16 protein-coding genes are annotated in these 18,624 nt (G+C 44.0%); 14 read left to right on the top strand and 2 right to left on the bottom strand.

Annotated features, from left to right (window positions below; genetic code table 11):
• Positions 1-110: 110 nt before the first annotated feature.
• The 9 genes from ABDD95_RS18535 to ABDD95_RS18495 all read left to right on the top strand — a co-directional run bounded on the left by ABDD95_RS18535 (position 111) and on the right by ABDD95_RS18495 (position 12,999).
• The gene (locus ABDD95_RS18535; protein ID WP_345948837.1) at positions 111-2,318 is read left to right on the top strand and encodes a GH92 family glycosyl hydrolase; all 2,208 of its coding nucleotides are present in this window, start codon (positions 111-113) and stop codon (positions 2,316-2,318) included.
• Positions 2,319-2,331: 13 nt separating this feature from the next.
• Positions 2,332-3,036, top strand: a complete 705-nt coding sequence (locus ABDD95_RS18530) for an SGNH/GDSL hydrolase family protein (RefSeq protein WP_345948836.1) — start codon at positions 2,332-2,334, stop codon at positions 3,034-3,036.
• 5 nt (positions 3,037-3,041) lie between these two features.
• On the top strand, positions 3,042-5,111 hold the full coding sequence (locus tag ABDD95_RS18525) for a glycoside hydrolase family 97 protein (RefSeq protein WP_345948835.1): 2,070 nt from the start codon (positions 3,042-3,044) through the stop codon (positions 5,109-5,111).
• Between the two features lie 36 nt (positions 5,112-5,147).
• On the top strand, positions 5,148-5,930 hold the full coding sequence (locus tag ABDD95_RS18520; RefSeq protein WP_345948834.1) for a rhamnogalacturonan acetylesterase: 783 nt from the start codon (positions 5,148-5,150) through the stop codon (positions 5,928-5,930).
• 26 nt (positions 5,931-5,956) lie between these two features.
• The gene (locus tag ABDD95_RS18515; RefSeq protein ID WP_345948833.1) at positions 5,957-7,351 is read left to right on the top strand and encodes a glycosyl hydrolase family 28 protein; all 1,395 of its coding nucleotides are present in this window, start codon (positions 5,957-5,959) and stop codon (positions 7,349-7,351) included.
• Positions 7,352-7,425: 74 nt separating this feature from the next.
• On the top strand, positions 7,426-9,642 hold the full coding sequence (locus tag ABDD95_RS18510; RefSeq protein ID WP_345948832.1) for a prolyl oligopeptidase family serine peptidase: 2,217 nt from the start codon (positions 7,426-7,428) through the stop codon (positions 9,640-9,642).
• An 87-nt stretch (positions 9,643-9,729) separates the two neighbouring features.
• Complete coding sequence (locus ABDD95_RS18505) at positions 9,730-11,544, top strand: hypothetical protein (RefSeq protein WP_345948831.1); 1,815 nt, start codon at positions 9,730-9,732, stop codon at positions 11,542-11,544.
• A 34-nt stretch (positions 11,545-11,578) separates the two neighbouring features.
• Entirely contained in the window at positions 11,579-12,016 is a 438-nt protein-coding gene (locus ABDD95_RS18500) for a hypothetical protein (protein WP_345948830.1), read from the top strand.
• Between the two features lie 86 nt (positions 12,017-12,102).
• A complete protein-coding gene (locus ABDD95_RS18495; protein ID WP_345948829.1) occupies positions 12,103-12,999 on the top strand; it encodes a sialate O-acetylesterase in 897 nt (298 codons plus the stop codon).
• A gap of 384 nt (positions 13,000-13,383) precedes the next feature.
• On the opposite strand, the gene ABDD95_RS18490 is transcribed toward ABDD95_RS18495, so the two are convergent.
• Entirely contained in the window at positions 13,384-14,127 is a 744-nt protein-coding gene (locus ABDD95_RS18490) for an SDR family oxidoreductase (protein ID WP_345948828.1), read from the bottom strand.
• A gap of 29 nt (positions 14,128-14,156) precedes the next feature.
• Positions 14,157-15,140, bottom strand: coding sequence for a quinone oxidoreductase (locus ABDD95_RS18485; protein ID WP_345948827.1), 984 nt, complete (start codon positions 15,138-15,140; stop codon positions 14,157-14,159).
• A gap of 340 nt (positions 15,141-15,480) precedes the next feature.
• On the opposite strand from ABDD95_RS18485, the gene ABDD95_RS18480 reads away from it, so the two are divergent.
• From ABDD95_RS18480 to ABDD95_RS18460, 5 genes are all read left to right on the top strand, one after another.
• Positions 15,481-15,918, top strand: a complete 438-nt coding sequence (locus ABDD95_RS18480) for a Crp/Fnr family transcriptional regulator (protein WP_345948826.1) — start codon at positions 15,481-15,483, stop codon at positions 15,916-15,918.
• A gap of 164 nt (positions 15,919-16,082) precedes the next feature.
• Positions 16,083-16,454 carry a nuclear transport factor 2 family protein gene (locus ABDD95_RS18475; RefSeq protein WP_345948825.1) on the top strand — a complete coding sequence of 124 codons (372 nt, stop codon included), beginning with the start codon at positions 16,083-16,085 and terminating at the stop codon, positions 16,452-16,454.
• A 191-nt stretch (positions 16,455-16,645) separates the two neighbouring features.
• Positions 16,646-17,137 (top strand): protease, encoded by a 492-nt coding sequence (locus ABDD95_RS18470; protein ID WP_345948824.1) that lies wholly within the window; start codon positions 16,646-16,648, stop codon positions 17,135-17,137.
• A 266-nt stretch (positions 17,138-17,403) separates the two neighbouring features.
• Entirely contained in the window at positions 17,404-17,883 is a 480-nt protein-coding gene (locus tag ABDD95_RS18465) for an RNA polymerase sigma factor (RefSeq protein ID WP_345948823.1), read from the top strand.
• On the top strand, positions 17,867-18,451 hold the full coding sequence (locus ABDD95_RS18460) for a hypothetical protein (RefSeq protein WP_345948822.1): 585 nt from the start codon (positions 17,867-17,869) through the stop codon (positions 18,449-18,451). The genes ABDD95_RS18465 and ABDD95_RS18460 overlap by 17 nt, the downstream gene beginning before the upstream one ends.
• Positions 18,452-18,624: the final 173 nt, after the last annotated feature.

Below are 18,624 nucleotides of genomic sequence, written 5' to 3'. Positions count from 1 at the left end.
ATCGGTTGGGCAACGGGTGCATTATTGCTCCGTCAGTGGGTTCCTATTGCCCGGCCGTTTTTATGATGATTCAAAAAAATGCTGTAACTATCGCAGCAAGCCTATGTACCATGAGAAACTTTTTTTGCCTTTTGTTTTGTGTTTGCATTTGCAAGTTGGCTTACCCGCAACAGTTGCAGGTGGTTAATTATGTTGACCCTTTTATTGGTACAGGTGGTACCGGGCATACGTATCCGGGAGCCACAGTACCCAACGGAATGGTGCAGCTAAGCCCCGAAACCGGTTACGCTGGCTGGAATTATTGTGCCGGTTACCGGCATGAAGATAGTACCATTTTGGGCTTTTCGCACACCCACCTAAGCGGAACCGGAGCGTTAGACCTGGGCGACATTTTATTGATGCCATTTACCGGCAAAGTAACGCCTCAGGAGTATTACAAAAGCTTTTTCTCTCATCAGGACGAAAAAGCAAGTGCGGGTTACTACGCAGTAAAGCTGAAAACGTTCGACGTAAAGGCCGAACTTACTGCATCGGCTCATGTCGGTGTTCATCGTTACAGTTATCCGGCCAAACAAGTTGCCAATTTACTGCTCGATCTACGCCATGGCTTGGTGGGCGAAACCCCCGGCAATCTTGACAGGCATGTGATGGAAAGCAATTTTAAAATGGAGAACCGCACTACGCTATCAGGTTATACTATTACCAACGGATGGGCAGGTCGCAAACATGTGTACTTCGTAATGCAGCTTAATCAGCCTTTTAGCAGCTACACCTGGGTGTCTGATTCTACCGCCAAGCGCAACCAAAGGGTAGTATTCCATTTTACTCAACCCGACCGTTCGCAGGTAATTGTTAAAGTGGGTATATCCAGCGTAAGTATTGAAAATGCACGTCAAAACCTAAAAGAAGAGGCGGGCAATGTTGACTTTGATCAACTGCACCAACGCGCCCGCCAACAATGGGAACGCGAACTTGCCTGTGTAGATATTGACGCTTCAAAGTCCCAAAAGCAAATTTTTTATACGGCCTTGTATCATGCCCTGGTTGCACCAAACAATATTGCCGATGTTAACGGGCAATACCGCGGTGCTGATAATAAAGTTTATACATCGCCCGGTAAAGCGTACTACTCTACCTTGTCATTATGGGATACGTTCAGGGCACTAAACCCGCTATATACTATCCTGTATCCTCAAAAAACAAACGGTATTGTAGCCAGTATGATTGACCATTACAAGGTTGTTGGCTACCTGCCTATATGGACTTTGTGGGGGCATGAAAACTTTTGCATGATTGGCAACCATGCCGTGCCTGTTATTGCCGATGCTTACCTGAAAGGCATACGTAATTATGATACCGCCAAGGCTTATGAGGCTATGCGCACAAGTCTTACCGCTAATCATCGCAACTCCGAATGGGAACTTTATAACAAATATGGCTACCTGCCATCTAACCTTTACAAAGTAGAGTCTGTATCAACGACGCTCGAGAATGGAGTGGATGACTGGAGCGCAGCGCAGGTGGCTAAAGCAATGGGCAAAACGGCCGACTATCAGATGTTTACCAAACGGTCTGGCTTTTATAAAAACCTTTTCGATCGTTCAACCAACTTAATGCGTGGCAAAAACAGCGACGGAACGTGGGTGAAACCTTTCGATCAGTTCAAGATATCTCACGCCAATACATCGGGAGGTGATTACACTGAGGGTAACGCCTGGCACTACAGCTGGCACGTTATGCAGGATGTAGACGGATTGATGAATCTCTATGGTGGTAAAAAACGTTTCGTATCAAAGCTTGATAGTCTTTTTGCGCTTGATTCAAAAGTTTATGGCGATGGTGCCACTGTTGATGTAAGCGGCCTTATTGGTCAGTATGTACAAGGTAACGAACCTAGCCATAATGTGGCTTATTTGTATACACTGGCCGGCGCGCCTTACAAAACACAGGAAAAGATAAATACGATTATAAACACCTTATACAGTAACCAACCCGATGGGCTGAGCGGTAACGATGACTGCGGGCAAATGAGTGCCTGGTATATATTCAGTACACTGGGTTTTTACCCTGTAAATCCGGCTTCGGGGCAATATGTGTTTGGGGTGCCTGCGTTTAAAAAGGCAACCTTAAAGTTAGGCGGCAAGTCTTTTGTTGTGGAAGCAAAAAACTTGAGCGATCGTAACCGTTACATAAGCCGCATACAACTGAACGGCAAGCCTTACACACTGCCTTACATCACCCACGCTGCTATCATGAAAGGTGGACAACTCACCTTTGAGATGACGGATAAGCCATCTATAGCCTCACTAACCAATTAACATAAACTAAACCATGAAAAGGATTTTAAAAATGGTAACTGCTGCAGCTTGTTTGGCTGCGCTTACGTCATTTGTAAATTATAAACCTTTCAGGCTATTTGTACTTGGCGATAGTATATCACTCCAGTACGGCACTGATTTGAGTAGGTTTTTAGGTGATGGATATACCATCGAAAGAAAGACAGGCGATTCTGTAGCATTTAAAAATCTTGACATTCCCGTAGGTTCCAACGGTGGCGATTCGCGCATGGTACTCAAATACCTTAAAAGCAAAGTAAACGACCCATCCTTTAACCCCGATCTTTTTGTGCTCAACTGTGGTTTGCACGATGTAAAGAAGGATCCAACCACCGGTAAGGTTGCGGTTGAAGAAGCCGATTACCGCAGCAACCTGGAACAGATTTATAAGCTTATCTCACAAAAAAAGATTCCGATGATGTGGGTAAGAACCACTGGTATCATTGATTCTATACATCGGCGAAATAAAGGGTTTAATCGCTTTAATAAAGACATTAAACTGTACAATCAGATAGCCGATGAGGTGTTCATCGCCCATCAGGTGCCCGAAATAGACCTTTTTACTTTTACCGAGGCCCAGGGAGACAACCGTTTTGTAGATCATGCACACTATACACCCGAGGTACGCAAGCTTCAGGCCGCTTACATAGCAGGCTCTATCCGGTTATGGAAACAAACATTAAACTTTAAGACTAAGTAAAACTCATGCAAAATATCACCCATCATATAAACACTAATCAATCCACGCCATTGTCGGGTCGTGCCAGGCGTTTAGGGCGCAATATGTCGTGCTCCTTATTGGCTGCGGCAATGTTGTTATTAACGCTTAATCATACCGCGCAGGCACAAAACGGTAAGCACTACGAACTAAAATCGCCCGATCAAAAGATTTCTGTTGCAGTTAGTGCCGGTAGTGCCTTGCTCTGGTCGGTAAAGCACAATAGTACTGAGGTAATTAAACCTTCGGCTATAGCTGTACAATTGCAGGGAATGTTCTTGGGCAGTAATGTAAAGGTGGTCAGCGCAAAGCAGCGCGATGTGAATAACGTCATTAAAACCACCTTTTACAAAAGGGCCGAAGTGAACGACAAGTATCATGAACTGGTGCTTGATTGTAAAGGTGGATACCAGGTTCAGTTCAGGGTGTATAACGAAGGCGTGGCCTATCGGTTTGTGCTCAATCAAAAAGATTCGGTTACCGTACTATCTGAGCTATCAACCTTTGATTTTGCTGGCAATCCTACAGCCTATATCCCTTACGTTGACCCTAAGCGCAGCGCCGCCGATAGGTATCAATCATCATTTGAGAATATTTACACTCATTTACCGCTGGCCTCAGCGGCGAAAGATTCACTAGCTTTTTTACCATTGTTGGTTGAACTTGCTGATGGAAAGAAAGCAGTAATTACAGAGGCCGATCTGGAAGATTATCCGGGCATGTATCTTAAAAGGGGTAGTTCGCCCAACGCTCTTATTTCAGATATGGCACCCGCTCCTAAAAATGAGAAGCGCGGTGGATATAACAATGTACAATCGGTAGTTACCGAACGTGAAAATTATATAGCTAAAATTAGCGGCAAACGTACCTTGCCATGGCGCTTAATAGCTATAAGCGAGCAGGATAAGGATTTGCTCGATAACGATTTGGTGTATAACCTGGCCTCCCCGTCACGTGTGGCCAATACCGGTTGGATCAAACCGGGCAAGGTTGCCTGGGATTGGTGGAACGACTGGAATATATCAAAGGTTGACTTTAGGGCTGGTATCAACACCACTACCTATAAGTATTACATTGATTTTGCTGCCGCCAACAAGCTGGAATATATTATGCTTGATGAAGGATGGTCGGAAAAGGCCGACATTATGAAGATCATACCTGATTTGAACCTGCAGGAAATTATTGACTATGGCCGCAGTAAAAATGTAGGTGTTTGGTTATGGACAGGTATGTATACCCTGAACCAAAAAATGGATGAGGCGTATAACCACTACGCTAAAATGGGTATTAAAGGTTTTAAAATAGATTTTATAAACCGCGATGACCAAAAAATGGTGGGCTTTTACTACAAAGCCGCCAAAAAAGCTGCCGAGCGGAACTTATTGGTAGATTTTCATGGAGCTTACAAGCCAACCGGCTTAAACAGAACGTACCCAAACGTACTGAATTTTGAAGGCGTTTTTGGTATTGAAAGCTTTAAGGCACTGCGCAAAGAGGTTGATTTTCCGGGTTATGAAGCTTTAGTGCCCTACATCAGAATGCTGGCGGGCCCGCTTGACCATACACCCGGCGCTATGCGTAACGCTACTAAAAAGCAATATGTTACATCGTACAGTATGCCTATGAGCCAGGGAACCCGTTGCCACCAGGTAGCGTTGTATATTACCTATGAGGCACCGCTTAATATGCTTTCTGATAATCCCACGGTTTACATGAAGGAGCAGGAAACCACCGATTTTATTGCAGCCATACCTACGGTTTTTGATGAAACCGTACCGCTTGGCGGCAAAGTAGGCGAGTACACCGTTTTGGCGCGCCGTAAAGGGAACCAGTGGTTTGTAGCTGCACTTAACAACTGGACGGCCCGCGATATTGAGGTCGATCTTTCGCCATTGGGTAAAACTACTTTTAGCGCTGTAGTTATGAAAGACGGCATAAACGCCGACCGCGATGCCACCGACTATAAAAAGGAAAGTGCAACCGTGAATCCTGGCAGTAAAATTAGGGTAAGCCTTGCACCGGGTGGTGGTTGGGCTGCACGTTTAACAGCCAAGTAATAAACTCCGTCAACCAACTTATAAAAACCTATGTATATGAAAAGAATTAAATTTTTACTATGCCTGTTAACTACCGGCATGTGCTTCATATTCATCTCTTTTGTTAAACCCGATAAACCTACCATATACCTGGTAGGCGATTCTACGGTTGCAGGTGGCTGGGGAAAGCTTATGTACCGTTATTTTGATACCACCAAGGTGAGCATTCAAAACAGGGCTGTGTCGGGTACCAGCAGCCGTACATTTTACACAGGTGTATTTCATGACCCATCGCTGGTTAAAAACGGCATGTGGAAACCTATAGTTAAGCAGTTAAAACGCGGCGATGTAGTATTCATCCAATTCGGGCATAATGATGACAGCCCTGTTAATGACACCCTACGTGCAAGAGGCAGCCTCAGAGGTACCGGTGATGACTCAACTGTTTTACAAAACCATTTCACCAAAAGCAAAGAGGTGGTGCATACTTATGGCTGGTATTTATCGCGCATGGTTGATGAAGCAAAGGCCAAAGGCGCTACAGTAGTAATTTGTTCGCCTGTACCTAAAGACAAATGGAAAGATGGCAAAATAGACCGGGTAAATGAAAGCTATGGCAAATGGGGTAAGGAAGTAGCCGAAAAAAAGGCGGCTTTGTTTTTGGATCTGAACAACATTATAGGAGACAGGTACCAGGGGCAAGGACAGGAAGCCACAGCTAAATATTTTATTAATGACCACGTACACCCAACTACCGAAGGAGCACAGGCAGGTGCACTTACTGTAGTTGATTTTATTAAAAACAGCAACCTTAAAATCAAAGATTACTTAACGCAATAATTGTCTGTATCCAATATACATTGGCCATGAAAAAGAACATAAAACACTTACTAATTATACTGGCTTTCTTTGCTTCAGTCTATAACGCTTCGGCCAAAGATTACCTCATTACCGATTTTGGTGCTAAGGCCGATGCCAAAACCGACAATACTGCCGCTATACAAAAAGCAATTGATGATTGCAGCGCTAAAGGCGGCGGCAAGGTGGTTGTACCGGGTGGAGAATTTGCCTCAAGGATGATATCCCTGAAATCAAACATAAACCTGCACCTGGAAGCAGGGGCAAAAATCAGCGCCATTGCTAACGGCTTCAAGTACACCAGCCTGGTAATGGGCAACGAAGTTCAAAACGTTTCGGTTACTGGTAGCGGTACGCTTTTTGGCAACGGCGGTAATTTTACCATTGGCGAAGAAGCACCCAACCGCCCGTATATTATATTTTTTAAAAATTGTAAAAACGTATTGGTTGAGGATGTCCATCTTTTACAATCAGCATCATGGACGCTTCGCCTGTTCGGCAGCGAACATGTAACCGTTAGGGGCGTGTCCATTTACTCGCATGCCAACTTAAATAATGATGGTATTGATATAGATGGTAAGGACATCATTATAACAGGATGCCATATTGACTCGGGCGATGATGCCATTTGCCTTAAAAGCGAGGATTCCACCAAACGTGTTACCGAAAACATCACCATAACCAATTGTATAGCCGCATCAAACTGTAACCTTATTAAAATGGGCACAGGGTCAATTGGCGGCTTCAAAAACATATCTATCAGTAACTGCACATTGCGTCGGGCCACCGAATCGCCGTTTCATAAATGGGCAGATAAGGCCGATCATTACATAGGTTTGCCTATCAGCGGCATATCAGGCATTGCCTTAGAGATTGTGGACGGAGGCGTTCTAGATCAGGTAAGCATAACCAATATTACCATGACGGGGGTACAAACACCCCTATTTATGCGGTTAGGCAGTCGTAAAAACCCTACCGGGAGCTTTAAAAATGTGATTATATCAAACGTCACAGCCACGTGCCATAGCCGTATGTCGAGCATGATTGCAGGTGTGCCCGGATTCAATATTGAGAATGTAACCTTACGGGATATTTTGATAAACAGTCAGGGCGGCGGTACCCGTGAGGATGCTGAGCGTAAAGTGCCTGAAAAAGAGCAGGAGTACCCCGAAAACCGCATTTTTGGCTGGACCATACCTGCCTCGGGTTTGTTCGTGCGGCATGCCAACAACATCAATATCGATAACTTTCAGGTAAGGTTAGCCGCTCCTGACGCCCGCCCCGCATTATACCTTGATGATGTGAAACAGCTTAAAGCAACAAATATAAAAGTGGACGGTGAGTATATAACTGATAAAGCGGTGTACAAAGCCAATGCTGTTAACACTTTGGTAAACCAGTAACAAATATCAATCTTTCAACCGGTTCAATATGATTGACATACTGTAAATCAATTGACCTTGCATTCAACAATGAAATGGCAACACCAGGCAATATGCAAAAAGTACAGCGGTTTTTACGTAGAAGCATCCTTGTTATTTTCTTACTACACATCACAAGTCTGCTTTGCCACGCACAGCCAGAGTTTGAGGGCATTGGCAGTACACGTAAGTTTATGGCTCATACCGATGCTGCTAATGCTATGTATCATTACTTTGCCAAGCAGGCATACGGCTATTTGAATGACCGGTCGACTCAAATCAGCAAGCTTTCTACTTTAAAAGATTGGCAGACCCGGCAGGAGCTGATGCGCAACAAGTTGAGGCGGGCAGTTGGCTCATTTCCTCAAAAGCAGCCGCTAAAACCTGTTGTGACATCAACAATTGAAAGACCCGGTTATAGGGTAGAGAACGTTGTATGTCAATCGCGGCCGGGGTTCTATGTTACAGCATCTATTTTTCTACCTGTTAAGGGTAAGGCAAATGGGCCCTCACCAGCAATAGTTTATTGCAGCGGACACATTTGGGAAGGCTATCGCTCGGCGGGTTATCAAACCGCTATTCTTAACCTCGTAAAAAAAGGATTTGTTGTACTTGCCTATGATCCGTTAGGCCAGGGCGAAAGATTGGAGTATTTGGATTCGGCCACTCAGCGTTCCCGTCTTGTATCTCCGTCAAGCGAGCATTCGTATCCGGGCGCACAGTTGTTCTTGACCGGCAATACTTTGGCTAATTATTTTATTTGGGATGGCATCAGGGCGGTTGATTACCTGCTTACCCGCAAAGAGGTTGACCCTAACCGCATAGGAATTACCGGCCGCTCGGGCGGAGGTACGCAAAGCGCATTCATAGCTGCTTTTGATGATAGAATAAAGGCCGCAGCACCCGAAGATTATGTAACAAGCTTTAGCTGGCTGTACCAATCATTAGGACCGCAGGATGCTGAGCAGAATTTTTTACACGGCATTAGTAGCGGTATTGATATGGCCGATTTATTGGCGGTACGCGCACCCAGGTCTACGTTGGTAATAGCCACCAGCAGAGATATGTTCCCTATACAGGGCACCATAGAAACGGTAGAAGAAATTGCCTCTTTGTATAAGTTGTATGGCAAGTCTGATCAGTTTGCAATGGTTACTGACGATGGCGGACATGAATCTACTAAGAAAAACCGGGAAGCTATGTACGCTTTTTTTCAGAAAGCGTTAAATAATCCAAGCTCGCCAACCGAAGAAGAGATTGCACTCCTATCACCTAAACAGCTTCAGGTCACTAAAACCGGGCAGGTGGTTACCTCTTACAAGGCAGAAACTGTGTTTAGTTTGAATAGTAAGGATGCCTCCGGCAAAATAAAAGCGTTGAACAATCAGCGTAAAAACTCACTTGATTATTTAAAAAGCCTTTTGCCTGTAGCTAAACGTATTTCAGGCTTTCGTGAACCGGTTAAAACATTTAAACCCGTTTTCACCGGGCGCATACAGCGCGATGGCTACATGATTGAGAAGTTTATGGTGAAAGGTGAGGGCGACTATAATATACCATACCTGCTATTTAAGCCAAATACTCCTGGCGACCGGGCACTTCTCTATCTGGATCCTAAGGGCAAAGCGGAACACGGCGCAAAACCGGGCGACGTGGAATGGTTTGTAAAACGGGGAGTTACCGTAATGGTGCCGGATATGCTCGGCAACGGGGAATTGGGGCCGGGAGTGTTTCAGGGGGATTCTTACATCGATAGCGTTTCTTATAACAATTGGTTTTCTGCCATGCTCATTGGCCGGAGTATCACAGGTGTGCATGCTGGCGATATTGTAACGCTGTCGCGCTTATTGAAAGCGCAAATCGGGGCTAAAAAGGTATTTGGATTAGCTAATAGTTCTTTATCACCGGCGTTGCTGCACGCAGCTGCTTTTAGTGATGATATAGACCGGGTTGCCATAATAGAGCCATATACATCTTACCTGTCAATTGTAGAAAATGAAAATTACAAACCATCGTTTTTGCACAGTACGGTGGCCGGTTCGATAGGGCAATATGATTTGCCTGACCTTGCCGCAAGTTTAGCGCCTAAAAAGTTGCTGATAATTAAACCTTGCCGAGCTGATGCCAAACCGGCAAGCACAAAGGATATTGAAAAAGAGTATGGCGTGATCGGGAAAGCATTTTCGGTTCGTAACGCTACTGCTAATTTAAGCGTTGAGCTGGGCTTAGGCACTGATAGCTCTAGCTTGTTTGAAACATGGATTGAAGATTAAATCATTCATAGTGCGCCCTTTAACCAATTAACACACCCGTCTAAACACACCGGCCTAAACCTTATCCAATTAATTAAACCTTATATTATGGCACATAAAATATTCAAGAAATCATGTGTAGTGTTGTTATTGTTATGCCTGTTTTGCGAAGCTTACTCGCAGGAAACAATCAACATAACCTCTTTTGGCGGCAGCCCTAATAGTTACTCAGATGTAATTCCTGCCATAAACAGGGCTCTTGGTTACTGCAAAGGCAAGAAGAATATTACCATACATTTTCCTAAAGGCAGGTATGATTTCTTCCCGCGGGAGGGAAGTTCAAACACGGTGGGCATGAGCGTGTATAAGCAAAACGGCGTAACCATAGATGGTGGCGATTCAGAATTTATCTTTCATGGAAAGATGCAGATTGCCAATGTAGACTCCAGCACCAATATTGCGCTGCGAAACTTTACGGTTGATTGGGATCGCCCCTTTACGTCGCAATGCCAGGTGGTTGGTGTTACCGATACCTATCTCGACGTAAAAATTGACCGCGAAGCTTACCCTTATCAAATAGAAAAGGACACTATACAGTTTACCGGCGAGGGCTGGAAGTTGCCGGTGTTGAAAATGTACGGAACGCTTTATGATAAATTAAATAAGGAGGTGGTGTACAATACCTGGGATGCGCCTTTGGGTAACATTTTTCAGAATAAAGCTGAGCAACTTGCAGGCGGCGTGGTTAGGTTTCATGGTAAGCCCAATATAAAACCCGAGATTGGAACTTATGTAGCCTTATTTCACATAAGATATGGCAATGTTGGCGTATATATTCAAAACAGTAAGGATGTATTGTTGCAGGATGTTAAAATCTACTATACGTTAGGTTTTGGGTTAAGAGGCGAACGGACCGAAAACATCACTATGAGAAATGCTTCAATATGTGTAAATGATCAAAAGGGCCGGGTATTTAGCTGTGCTGCCGATGCCACCAATTTTGTAAACTGTAAAGGTGTTATCAAAGTTGAAAATTGTGCTCATACAGGGCAGGGCGACGACTTTATTAATATTCATGGACGTAACATGGCTATAAATAAAATAGCTGGCCCTAGTACCGTCGAGTTTAAGGATGCCCGGCTGACCACTGTGGGTGATAGTGTGTGGTTCATCAACAAAACCACCGCCCAAAGAGGGGAAATACGCGTGGTAAGCTCGGTTAAAAAAAACAAGGACAACTACGCGTTAACTTTTACCAGTCCCGTACCCTCCAATGTAAATGCTGGCGACTTTGCCGAGAACAAAACCTGGACAGCAGGCTTAGAGCTTCGACGGTGTAAAGTATTAAAGCGGAACCGGGCGCGTGGGTTGTTGGTAACAACGCCTAAACGCGTAGTGATAGAGGATAACTATTTCCGTACCGCAGGTACAGCTATTTTAATTGAAGGTGACCTGAACTTTTGGTTTGAGGCAGGTGCCACCACTAACCTCCAGATAAAAAACAATGTGTTTGAAAATTGTCTTACCTCCGGTAACAAAAATGGCAATCGCGGCGAGTGGGGCGAGGCTGTTATCACTATTACACCATCACACCAACCGCAAAATTCAAGTACCGAACCTTATCATAAAAATATACGCATCACCAACAATCAGTTCAAGGTTTTTGATGCACCGCTGGTAAGAGCCGTATCTGTAAGGGGGCTGTATTTTGATAACAACCGGATTGTTAAAACCGAGAAGTACGCGCCCTATACCTGGCAAAAGTCTGCATTCCTTTTAGATGGCTGCCGTGAGGTAGAAATAACCCGCAACAAACTCGACGATAAATATGCAACCCGTGACGTTGCGATAAGCCACATGGAAAATTCAGATGTAAAAATTCCAGATGGTTTATTCAAGGTTAATTTGAATGCCACACGGTAATCATTGTCAGCAAATAAAACTAAACATGTCTTGTATGAAAAGTTTATCAGTCTTTTCGTTGTTAATGCTTACCGCCTTGTGTTGTCGCGGGCGCATTATATTGCCTGCACTGGTAAATTCTAACATGGTGTTGCAACAAAAGGCTACTGTTAAGCTTTGGGGTAAAAGTACACGAAAGGGAAGTGTGCAGGTCATCACTTCGTGGACCAACAGGCAGTATAAAACCATTATAAGCAAGGATAGTACCTGGCATATTAACATTGCCACGCCCCCTGCCGGAGGGCCATACAACATAAGCCTGAACGATGGTGTAAAGCTTACGCTCGATAATGTATTGATTGGAGAGGTATGGTTTTGCTCGGGGCAATCCAATATGGAAATGCCTGTGCGGGGGTGGAAAAATCAGCCGGTTAAGAACTCGGCAGAGCTATTACTTAATGCCCACAACCCTAACATGCGGTTATTTACGTAGCCCGAAATCCATCCTTAACGCCATTAAAAAATTGCGAAGGTGAATGGAAACAGGCGGATACTGAAAGTGTAGGCAGTTTTAGCGCCGTGGCTTACCAGTTTGGGTTAATGCTGCAGCAACGCCTTAAAGTACCAGTAGGGTTAATTTTTTCATCATGGGGTGGCACTAAGATTGAAACTTGGATGGATAAAGCATCCATCATGCAGCACCCGGAGATTGAACTGCCGGCGCAACTTCCTCCCCCAACGGTAGACCGCCAGCCACCTACGGCATTGTACAACGGCATGGTGCACCCCGTAACCAGCTATGCCATCAAAGGGTTTATTTGGTACCAGGGCGAGGCCAATAAAGATGCGCCAGATCTTTATAAAAGCCTTTTTCCGCAGATGGTAGCCGCGTGGCGTAAGCAGTGGGGCGGCGGCGAATTACCGTTTTACTATGTACAGATAGCACCTTACCATTATGGACGGGATAGTACCAATAAAGGTCCGCAACGCCTGCGCGAGGTACAGTTAAATGCCATGAAAGTGATCCCCAACAGTGACATGGCAGTAACCATGGATATAGGTGCAGAGCGCTTTATACACCCGCCCGATAAGATAACAGTAGGCAAGCGTTTGGCATTTTGGGCACTGGCTAACACCTATCACTTCAAAACGCTGCCCTTTTCGGGTCCGGTGTACCGGTCGAAAGAGAGTAAGAACGGACGCTTGCAGTTATATTTTGATTACGCACCGTTAGGGCTTACCTCGTACGAAAAGGAGTTAATCAACTTTCGCATAGCTGGCAATGACAATATTTTTTACCCCGCTAAGGCAAAGATCACAAATGAAGGCATAGAAGTTTGGAGCGAAAGAGTTAAAGAACCGCTTAATGTACGCTATGCTTTTGACGAATGGGTAGTTGGTGAACTGTATAACATTGAAGGCTTTCCTGCGTCCTCTTTCGGAACTGATAGTTTGATGAATCTAAGTACGCCTTGATAATTAATCTAATAGGAAGTTTACTGTACTTCTAAACTGCAAAATGCTGGTATAAGTATGCTTTAGGCAATACAAGTTTGTTTAGAAGGATTAAGCTTTATAGGGCCTTCAACACTTTTAAATTGTCCAATATCTGGTTCGAATTGTGTTCAGTGTGAGGCTTAAAACAAAAAGCCTTTCATTTTTCACTTAAAGGCTTTTTGTTTTAAGCCCCATTTCTTTTTAGTGGTACTAGTTCAGTTATGCACTGGTTAGTTTGCAACTTTTAATGAGTAAGCTAATCAATTGATAAATGAGCTATTGAAGGTGAAACGTACAGGAAACGCAGTTGTTTATAAGACCTCAGTGAAGCGTTTTATGCACTTCGGCAACAATCCTAATGCATCAGGCACTTTGTCCGCCATCAACATTCAACGTTACGCCAGTAATATACTGGGCATCATCGCTGGCCAAAAAGGCTGCTGCATTTCCGATATCTTTGGGTTCGCCATATCGTTGCAGTGCAACAGCTTGCAACATGTGTGCACTAAAAGGGCCGTCTGCCGGATTCATGTCCGTGTTGATAAGTCCTGGCTGAATAATGTTAACAGTAATGTTTCGAGGACCTAAGTCACGGGCCCAGCTGCGTGTATAAGCCGCAAGCGCTGCTTTGGTGGCTGAGTAGTCCCCAACGCCGGGATAGGGCGAGCGGCCGGCGCCTGTTGAGCCAATGGTTATAATTCTTCCGCCGCTAGCCATGAAAGGCAAGACCGCCCTGACTGTATGGGCTACGCCCAACACATTAACCTTCCATTGCTGATCAAGCGCCTGCATATCAACGGTAGGGTCATCAACTGCACCAGTCACAAAAAGGCCGGCGCTGTTTACCAGGATATCTATCTGTCCGAGTTCTGCTGCCGCCTGAACAGCCTTGTTAATCTCATCCGGGTTGCCGGTATCGGCCTTTACCGCTAGGGCCTTAACCCCAAAGCTTTCTATTTCTTTTACCAGTATTGCTGCTTTTTCTGCAGAGTTTACGTAAGTAAACACAACGTTGGCACCTTGTGCGGCTAATTGTTTTACAATGGCTGCACCTATGCCGCGGCTACCACCGGTAACCAAGGCTAGTTTATTGGCTAATTTTGACATGTTTTTTTGAATTGATTGTAAGTGATTTATTAAACGTGGAAGATAATAGAACCGGTTGTTTGGCCTAATTCGAGATCCTGATGTGCTTGAGCTGCCTGGGCTAATGGATAAATCGTTGGCTTTATTTCTCCAAGCACGCCGTTGCGCAGGGCTTGGAATAATTCACTTGTTGCCAGTTCTACACTATTTTTATTTGGCAGGTAATCACCTAATGATGGACGAGTAAGGTTAACTTCCCTGGCTTTAAGATCAATAGCATTTATTTCCGGCTCTCCCGATGCAGTTCCGTACAAAATTATGGAACCGCCGCGTTTAGTTAGTTTCACAGACCGGCCGAAGGTAGCTTTGCCTACACCATCATAAACGGCCTGCACCCCCTGGTTATGCGTTACCGACCTTACGATGCTTTCAAGATCTTCGGTATCCAGTGCAACAACATAATCAATGCCCTGACTTATTGCCACTGCTTTTTTGGATGTGTGACCTACTGTACCAATAACCGTGGCTCCCAATGCCTTTGCCCAGCGGCTAACCAGCGAGCCCACACCGCCCGCCGCTGCGTGAACCAGAATAACATCGCCGCTTTTAACCAGGTAAGCTTGCTTAATAAGCATCCTGGCAGTTAATCCTTTTGCCAAGATAGATGCCGCCTGGTCAAAGGAAACGTCTTCAGGAAGCTTAATCAGGTCATTTGCGCTGATTAGCCGGCGCTCGGCATAAGCACCCAGTGAAAAGAAATAAGCGATTCGGTCACCTACTGTAAAGTTAGTTACGTTGTCACCTATCGTTTTTACTACGCCGGCTGCTTCCACGCCAATCGTAGCTGGAAAAGTATTTAGCGGAAAGCTTCCGTTTCGGAACAAAACGTCGACAAAATTTAATGATATGGCTTTATGTTCAATTAATAATTCATTGCCTTTTGGCTCACTCACATTTGTTGTAGTATAGGTTAGCACTGAAGGTGCTCCCTGTCTGTCTATCAGCACTACACCGGTTTCGTTGTCTGTTTTCATTTTTTAATTCGTTTGTTTGATAATTCAAAGTTGCAGCAATTACTGCCGGTGCACATTGATAAACGCAGCAACTTTATGTTGACATTTATCAACAGATTGAAAGAGGCTTGACTTACAAAAAGCCTTATTGATTAAATTTTCAGATATTTTTGCGGTTAATTATCCGCCCACATTATAATGATCCGCTATTATGGCTTATGAATTACTTTTCCACTACATCGAATCCAAATCTCATTTAACCCTTAGCAATAATGAAAAGCAGTTAATACAAGCTGCTTTTAAATTAAAGCACTTAAGAAAGCGGCAATATCTTTTACAGGAGGGGGATGTTTGCAAATACATGGCATTTATTGTTAAAGGAGCCGGAAGGATGTATGCAGTTAAAGAAAACGGGCAGGAGTATGTTATACGCTTTGCCATTGAATCCTGGTGGCTGGGTGATTATGAAAGTTATAATTTACAAACTGCATCTCTCTATAATATAGAGATGACTGAGGATTCTGATGTATTACTGGTTATGCGGGAACAGATACAGGAAGTTGCAGCGGCAGTTCCGGCCGTAGGCCTGATGATTAAGGAGATTGACCAGAAGGGAGCTATCGCCACTCAAAAACGTATTCATTCAGCAATTAGCCTCAGTGCAGAAGAACGGTATGATGTGCTATCTAAAAGTTATCCGGAATTTCTAAAACGGTTTCCTCAAAGTATGATTGCTTCTTATCTAGGCATTTCGCCGGAAACCTTAAGCAGGATCAGAAAAAATCTATTATTTAAGTAAGCTGCTGTCGCTTGATTATTCAGCTACTTTTACCAGGCTTGCCGGCATTAACCCTCTACCACATCACTAAAAAGCAGTTGATAATAATCAAGGCGATTTAATGATAAAGCGCAAGATGCAGCCGCTCACAAGCTGATACTTTTGAGGGTATAAAAACAACAAAAATGGAAAAGTCGGTAAAACTTTTAGAAGATAGTTTATTAGTGATCTGGAACGACAGACAAGCAGAAAGACGGTTAGAGGCAATGCAAGAGGTGTACGCTGCCGACATCGTATTTTACGAGTCGAACGAGGGGCCTGCAATTATAGGTCATCAGGACATTAACGATTTGATTGCTAAACTGCAAGAACAATGGCCTGCTGAATTTAGGTTCGAGCTCAACCGTCCGTCATTGGCAAATCACCAGGTACAGCACATATCATGGACGCTTGGCATACCTGGTCAAACACCCGTTGCCTCAGGAATGGACATTGCCGTTATTGAAGACGGAAAAATTAAATCGCTGCATCTTTTCCTTGACCCGGCCGGAAAATAATAGGCTTCGCTACCATCAAATGACTGGATGATCATGAACTGGTCATCAAAATATTTACAGAAGCTTAACTGTAAAACATGTACGTTGAACTTCCACACAAAAACTGAACTTTAAATTACAGCAGCATTATTAAAGTAGCACCGTCAATCAAACCTTATGATTTTTAATGTGTCATAGTTTTAAATTTAAAGATGATACATAAAGCTATTAAATGGATTATTCCGGTTACTTTGATCTTTGCCGGTTGCTATACCCAAAAGTCAGGAAATAAAGAAAACGTTAATGCGGGTGCCGGAAAGCTGATAACGCGTTTGCGAATAGCAGCAAGGTCTGCCAGTACAGAATCTGCTTTTTTATTGTTCACCGTAGTTAACAATACAGATAAAGCTCAGCGGTTTTGCAAATGGGAAACCCCGTTCGAACCCAGGTTGGGGAAATATTTCGAGATAGTGGATAACCAGGGAAATGAAGCTACATTTAAAGGTGCAATGGCCAGACGAGTAATGCCACCTCCGCCCGAAGCCTATATGGTAGTTCCGGCACATGGCAGTGTCAAGACGACCATCAACCTGGCTAATAATTATGAATTAAAGGCCAAAAAATATACGGTGAGCTATACAGGTGGAGGCGTAAGTGGACTGAATGCAGGAAATGCAGCAAAGCTAAATTTGAAGCGTCCTTAACATTACCGGCAGAGCCGACAGTTTATATTAAGCAAGATACGTTCTTCATATAAGAAGCGTAAAAGCACAAAAGAAGCTGCCTTAAGAGCGGCTTTTTTTTGTGCAAATATTTCGGACCATCGGTATGTTAGCGGCTCCTTAGCTTTGAAGCACTTTTATGCTTTTGCCGGTTTTGATCGAAATATTTATACACCCTGTAACATATCCTGAAGTGCCGTATCTAACCCGGCATAAATGAATAAAGGCCTTGTACCGGCCTGTTAACCATGACCACGTTTGAGGAAATATATGATTGTTATGCCCCGCAAATTTTTCGGGTTTGTTTAGGGTATACCAATGATGCAGATCGGGCTAAAGATCTGGTGCAGGAAACTTTTATATCGGTTTGGAAAAATCTGCACAGCTTTCGTAATCAGTCGCAGATAAGTACCTGGATATTCCGGATAGCTACTAATCATTGTCTGCGTGCCTTGGAAGTTGCCAAACGCATGCCTGCCGCAGAACTGCCATTTGATTTAGCCGAAACGAAGGAAGAGTCTCCGGAAGAAAAACTGAACTTTTTATATCGGTGCATTGCCGAATTGGACGAAACAGAGCGCATCATTATCTCGCTGGAGCTGGAGGGGTTGCCACAGGCCGAGATTGCAGAAGTGGTAGGGTTAAGCAATGGTAACGTAAGGGTAAAGGTTCATCGGATAAAAGAAAAGCTGGCTCAAAAATTTAAAGCAAATGGACAATTTAAATGATTTGAAAGCCATTTGGCATACGGCAAAAACAGAAAGTTTGCCTACTTCAAAAGAGATGATGCAACTGGTTGGGAAGTTTCGCGGCCAAAAGCTGAAAAGGAAGTGGTTGGTTATTGTAATAGCTGCGTTTATTGGCTGCTTAATGTTAGCAGTGTTGGTAGTAACTCCCTTCAAGTTGTTTACCACTTATTTTGGCGGAGCATTAATAATTGCAGGCAGTGTTTTGCTGGCCGCTACCGAGATTAGGTCCCTAAAGCGTTTTAATAAGTTGAATGATTGCAGTAACCTGGAGTTTCTGGCCTTCATTGAAAAGACCAGGCAAAACCAAATCTTCTATTACAAAAAAACAATGGTAGTTATTGTTCTGCTTTGCTCTGTTGGTTGGGTGTTGTACATGTATGAGCCTGTTCAAAAATATCCCTTTTGGCGTGTTGGTATCTACACCGTTATGGCTATTTACCTGGCCGTTATGTGGTTTGTTGTTAGGCCGCGCGCTTTAAAAAAAGATGGAGAAAAATTAAATGCCATTAAACAACGACTGGAAAGTATAACCAAACAACTTCAATAATATGCAACATAGCGCCATTTCAAAACCTGCTATAGCCTACCTTGTTACAGGTTTGCTTATTGCAACACTTACGCCTTTAATTAGCCGTTATTTTCCATTGCCCGATTCTCTGAAAGGATTTGTAACGGGTCTAGGCCTCACGCTTGAATTTATTGCATTGGTTAAAATACAAC

It is taken from the genome of Mucilaginibacter sp. PAMB04274 (assembly GCF_039634385.2).
Lineage (GTDB): Bacteria > Bacteroidota > Bacteroidia > Sphingobacteriales > Sphingobacteriaceae > Mucilaginibacter.
This window is presented reverse-complemented; position numbering and strand designations above follow the sequence as displayed.

Coding starts and splice junctions, on each gene's coding strand:
- ABDD95_RS18515 (WP_345948833.1), top strand. CDS start 5,957: ATGAAAAAGAACATAAAACACTTACTAATTATACTGGCTTTCTTTGCT.
- ABDD95_RS18465 (WP_345948823.1), top strand. CDS start 17,404: ATGACCACGTTTGAGGAAATATATGATTGTTATGCCCCGCAAATTTTT.
- ABDD95_RS18500 (WP_345948830.1), top strand. CDS start 11,579: ATGAAAAGTTTATCAGTCTTTTCGTTGTTAATGCTTACCGCCTTGTGT.
- ABDD95_RS18525 (WP_345948835.1), top strand. CDS start 3,042: ATGCAAAATATCACCCATCATATAAACACTAATCAATCCACGCCATTG.
- ABDD95_RS18520 (WP_345948834.1), top strand. CDS start 5,148: ATGAAAAGAATTAAATTTTTACTATGCCTGTTAACTACCGGCATGTGC.
- ABDD95_RS18460 (WP_345948822.1), top strand. CDS start 17,867: ATGGACAATTTAAATGATTTGAAAGCCATTTGGCATACGGCAAAAACA.
- ABDD95_RS18485 (WP_345948827.1), bottom strand. CDS start 15,140: ATGAAAACAGACAACGAAACCGGTGTAGTGCTGATAGACAGACAGGGA.
- ABDD95_RS18470 (WP_345948824.1), top strand. CDS start 16,646: ATGATACATAAAGCTATTAAATGGATTATTCCGGTTACTTTGATCTTT.
- ABDD95_RS18535 (WP_345948837.1), top strand. CDS start 111: ATGAGAAACTTTTTTTGCCTTTTGTTTTGTGTTTGCATTTGCAAGTTG.
- ABDD95_RS18490 (WP_345948828.1), bottom strand. CDS start 14,127: ATGTCAAAATTAGCCAATAAACTAGCCTTGGTTACCGGTGGTAGCCGC.
- ABDD95_RS18480 (WP_345948826.1), top strand. CDS start 15,481: ATGGCATTTATTGTTAAAGGAGCCGGAAGGATGTATGCAGTTAAAGAA.
- ABDD95_RS18510 (WP_345948832.1), top strand. CDS start 7,426: ATGGCAACACCAGGCAATATGCAAAAAGTACAGCGGTTTTTACGTAGA.
- ABDD95_RS18475 (WP_345948825.1), top strand. CDS start 16,083: ATGGAAAAGTCGGTAAAACTTTTAGAAGATAGTTTATTAGTGATCTGG.
- ABDD95_RS18530 (WP_345948836.1), top strand. CDS start 2,332: ATGAAAAGGATTTTAAAAATGGTAACTGCTGCAGCTTGTTTGGCTGCG.
- ABDD95_RS18505 (WP_345948831.1), top strand. CDS start 9,730: ATGGCACATAAAATATTCAAGAAATCATGTGTAGTGTTGTTATTGTTA.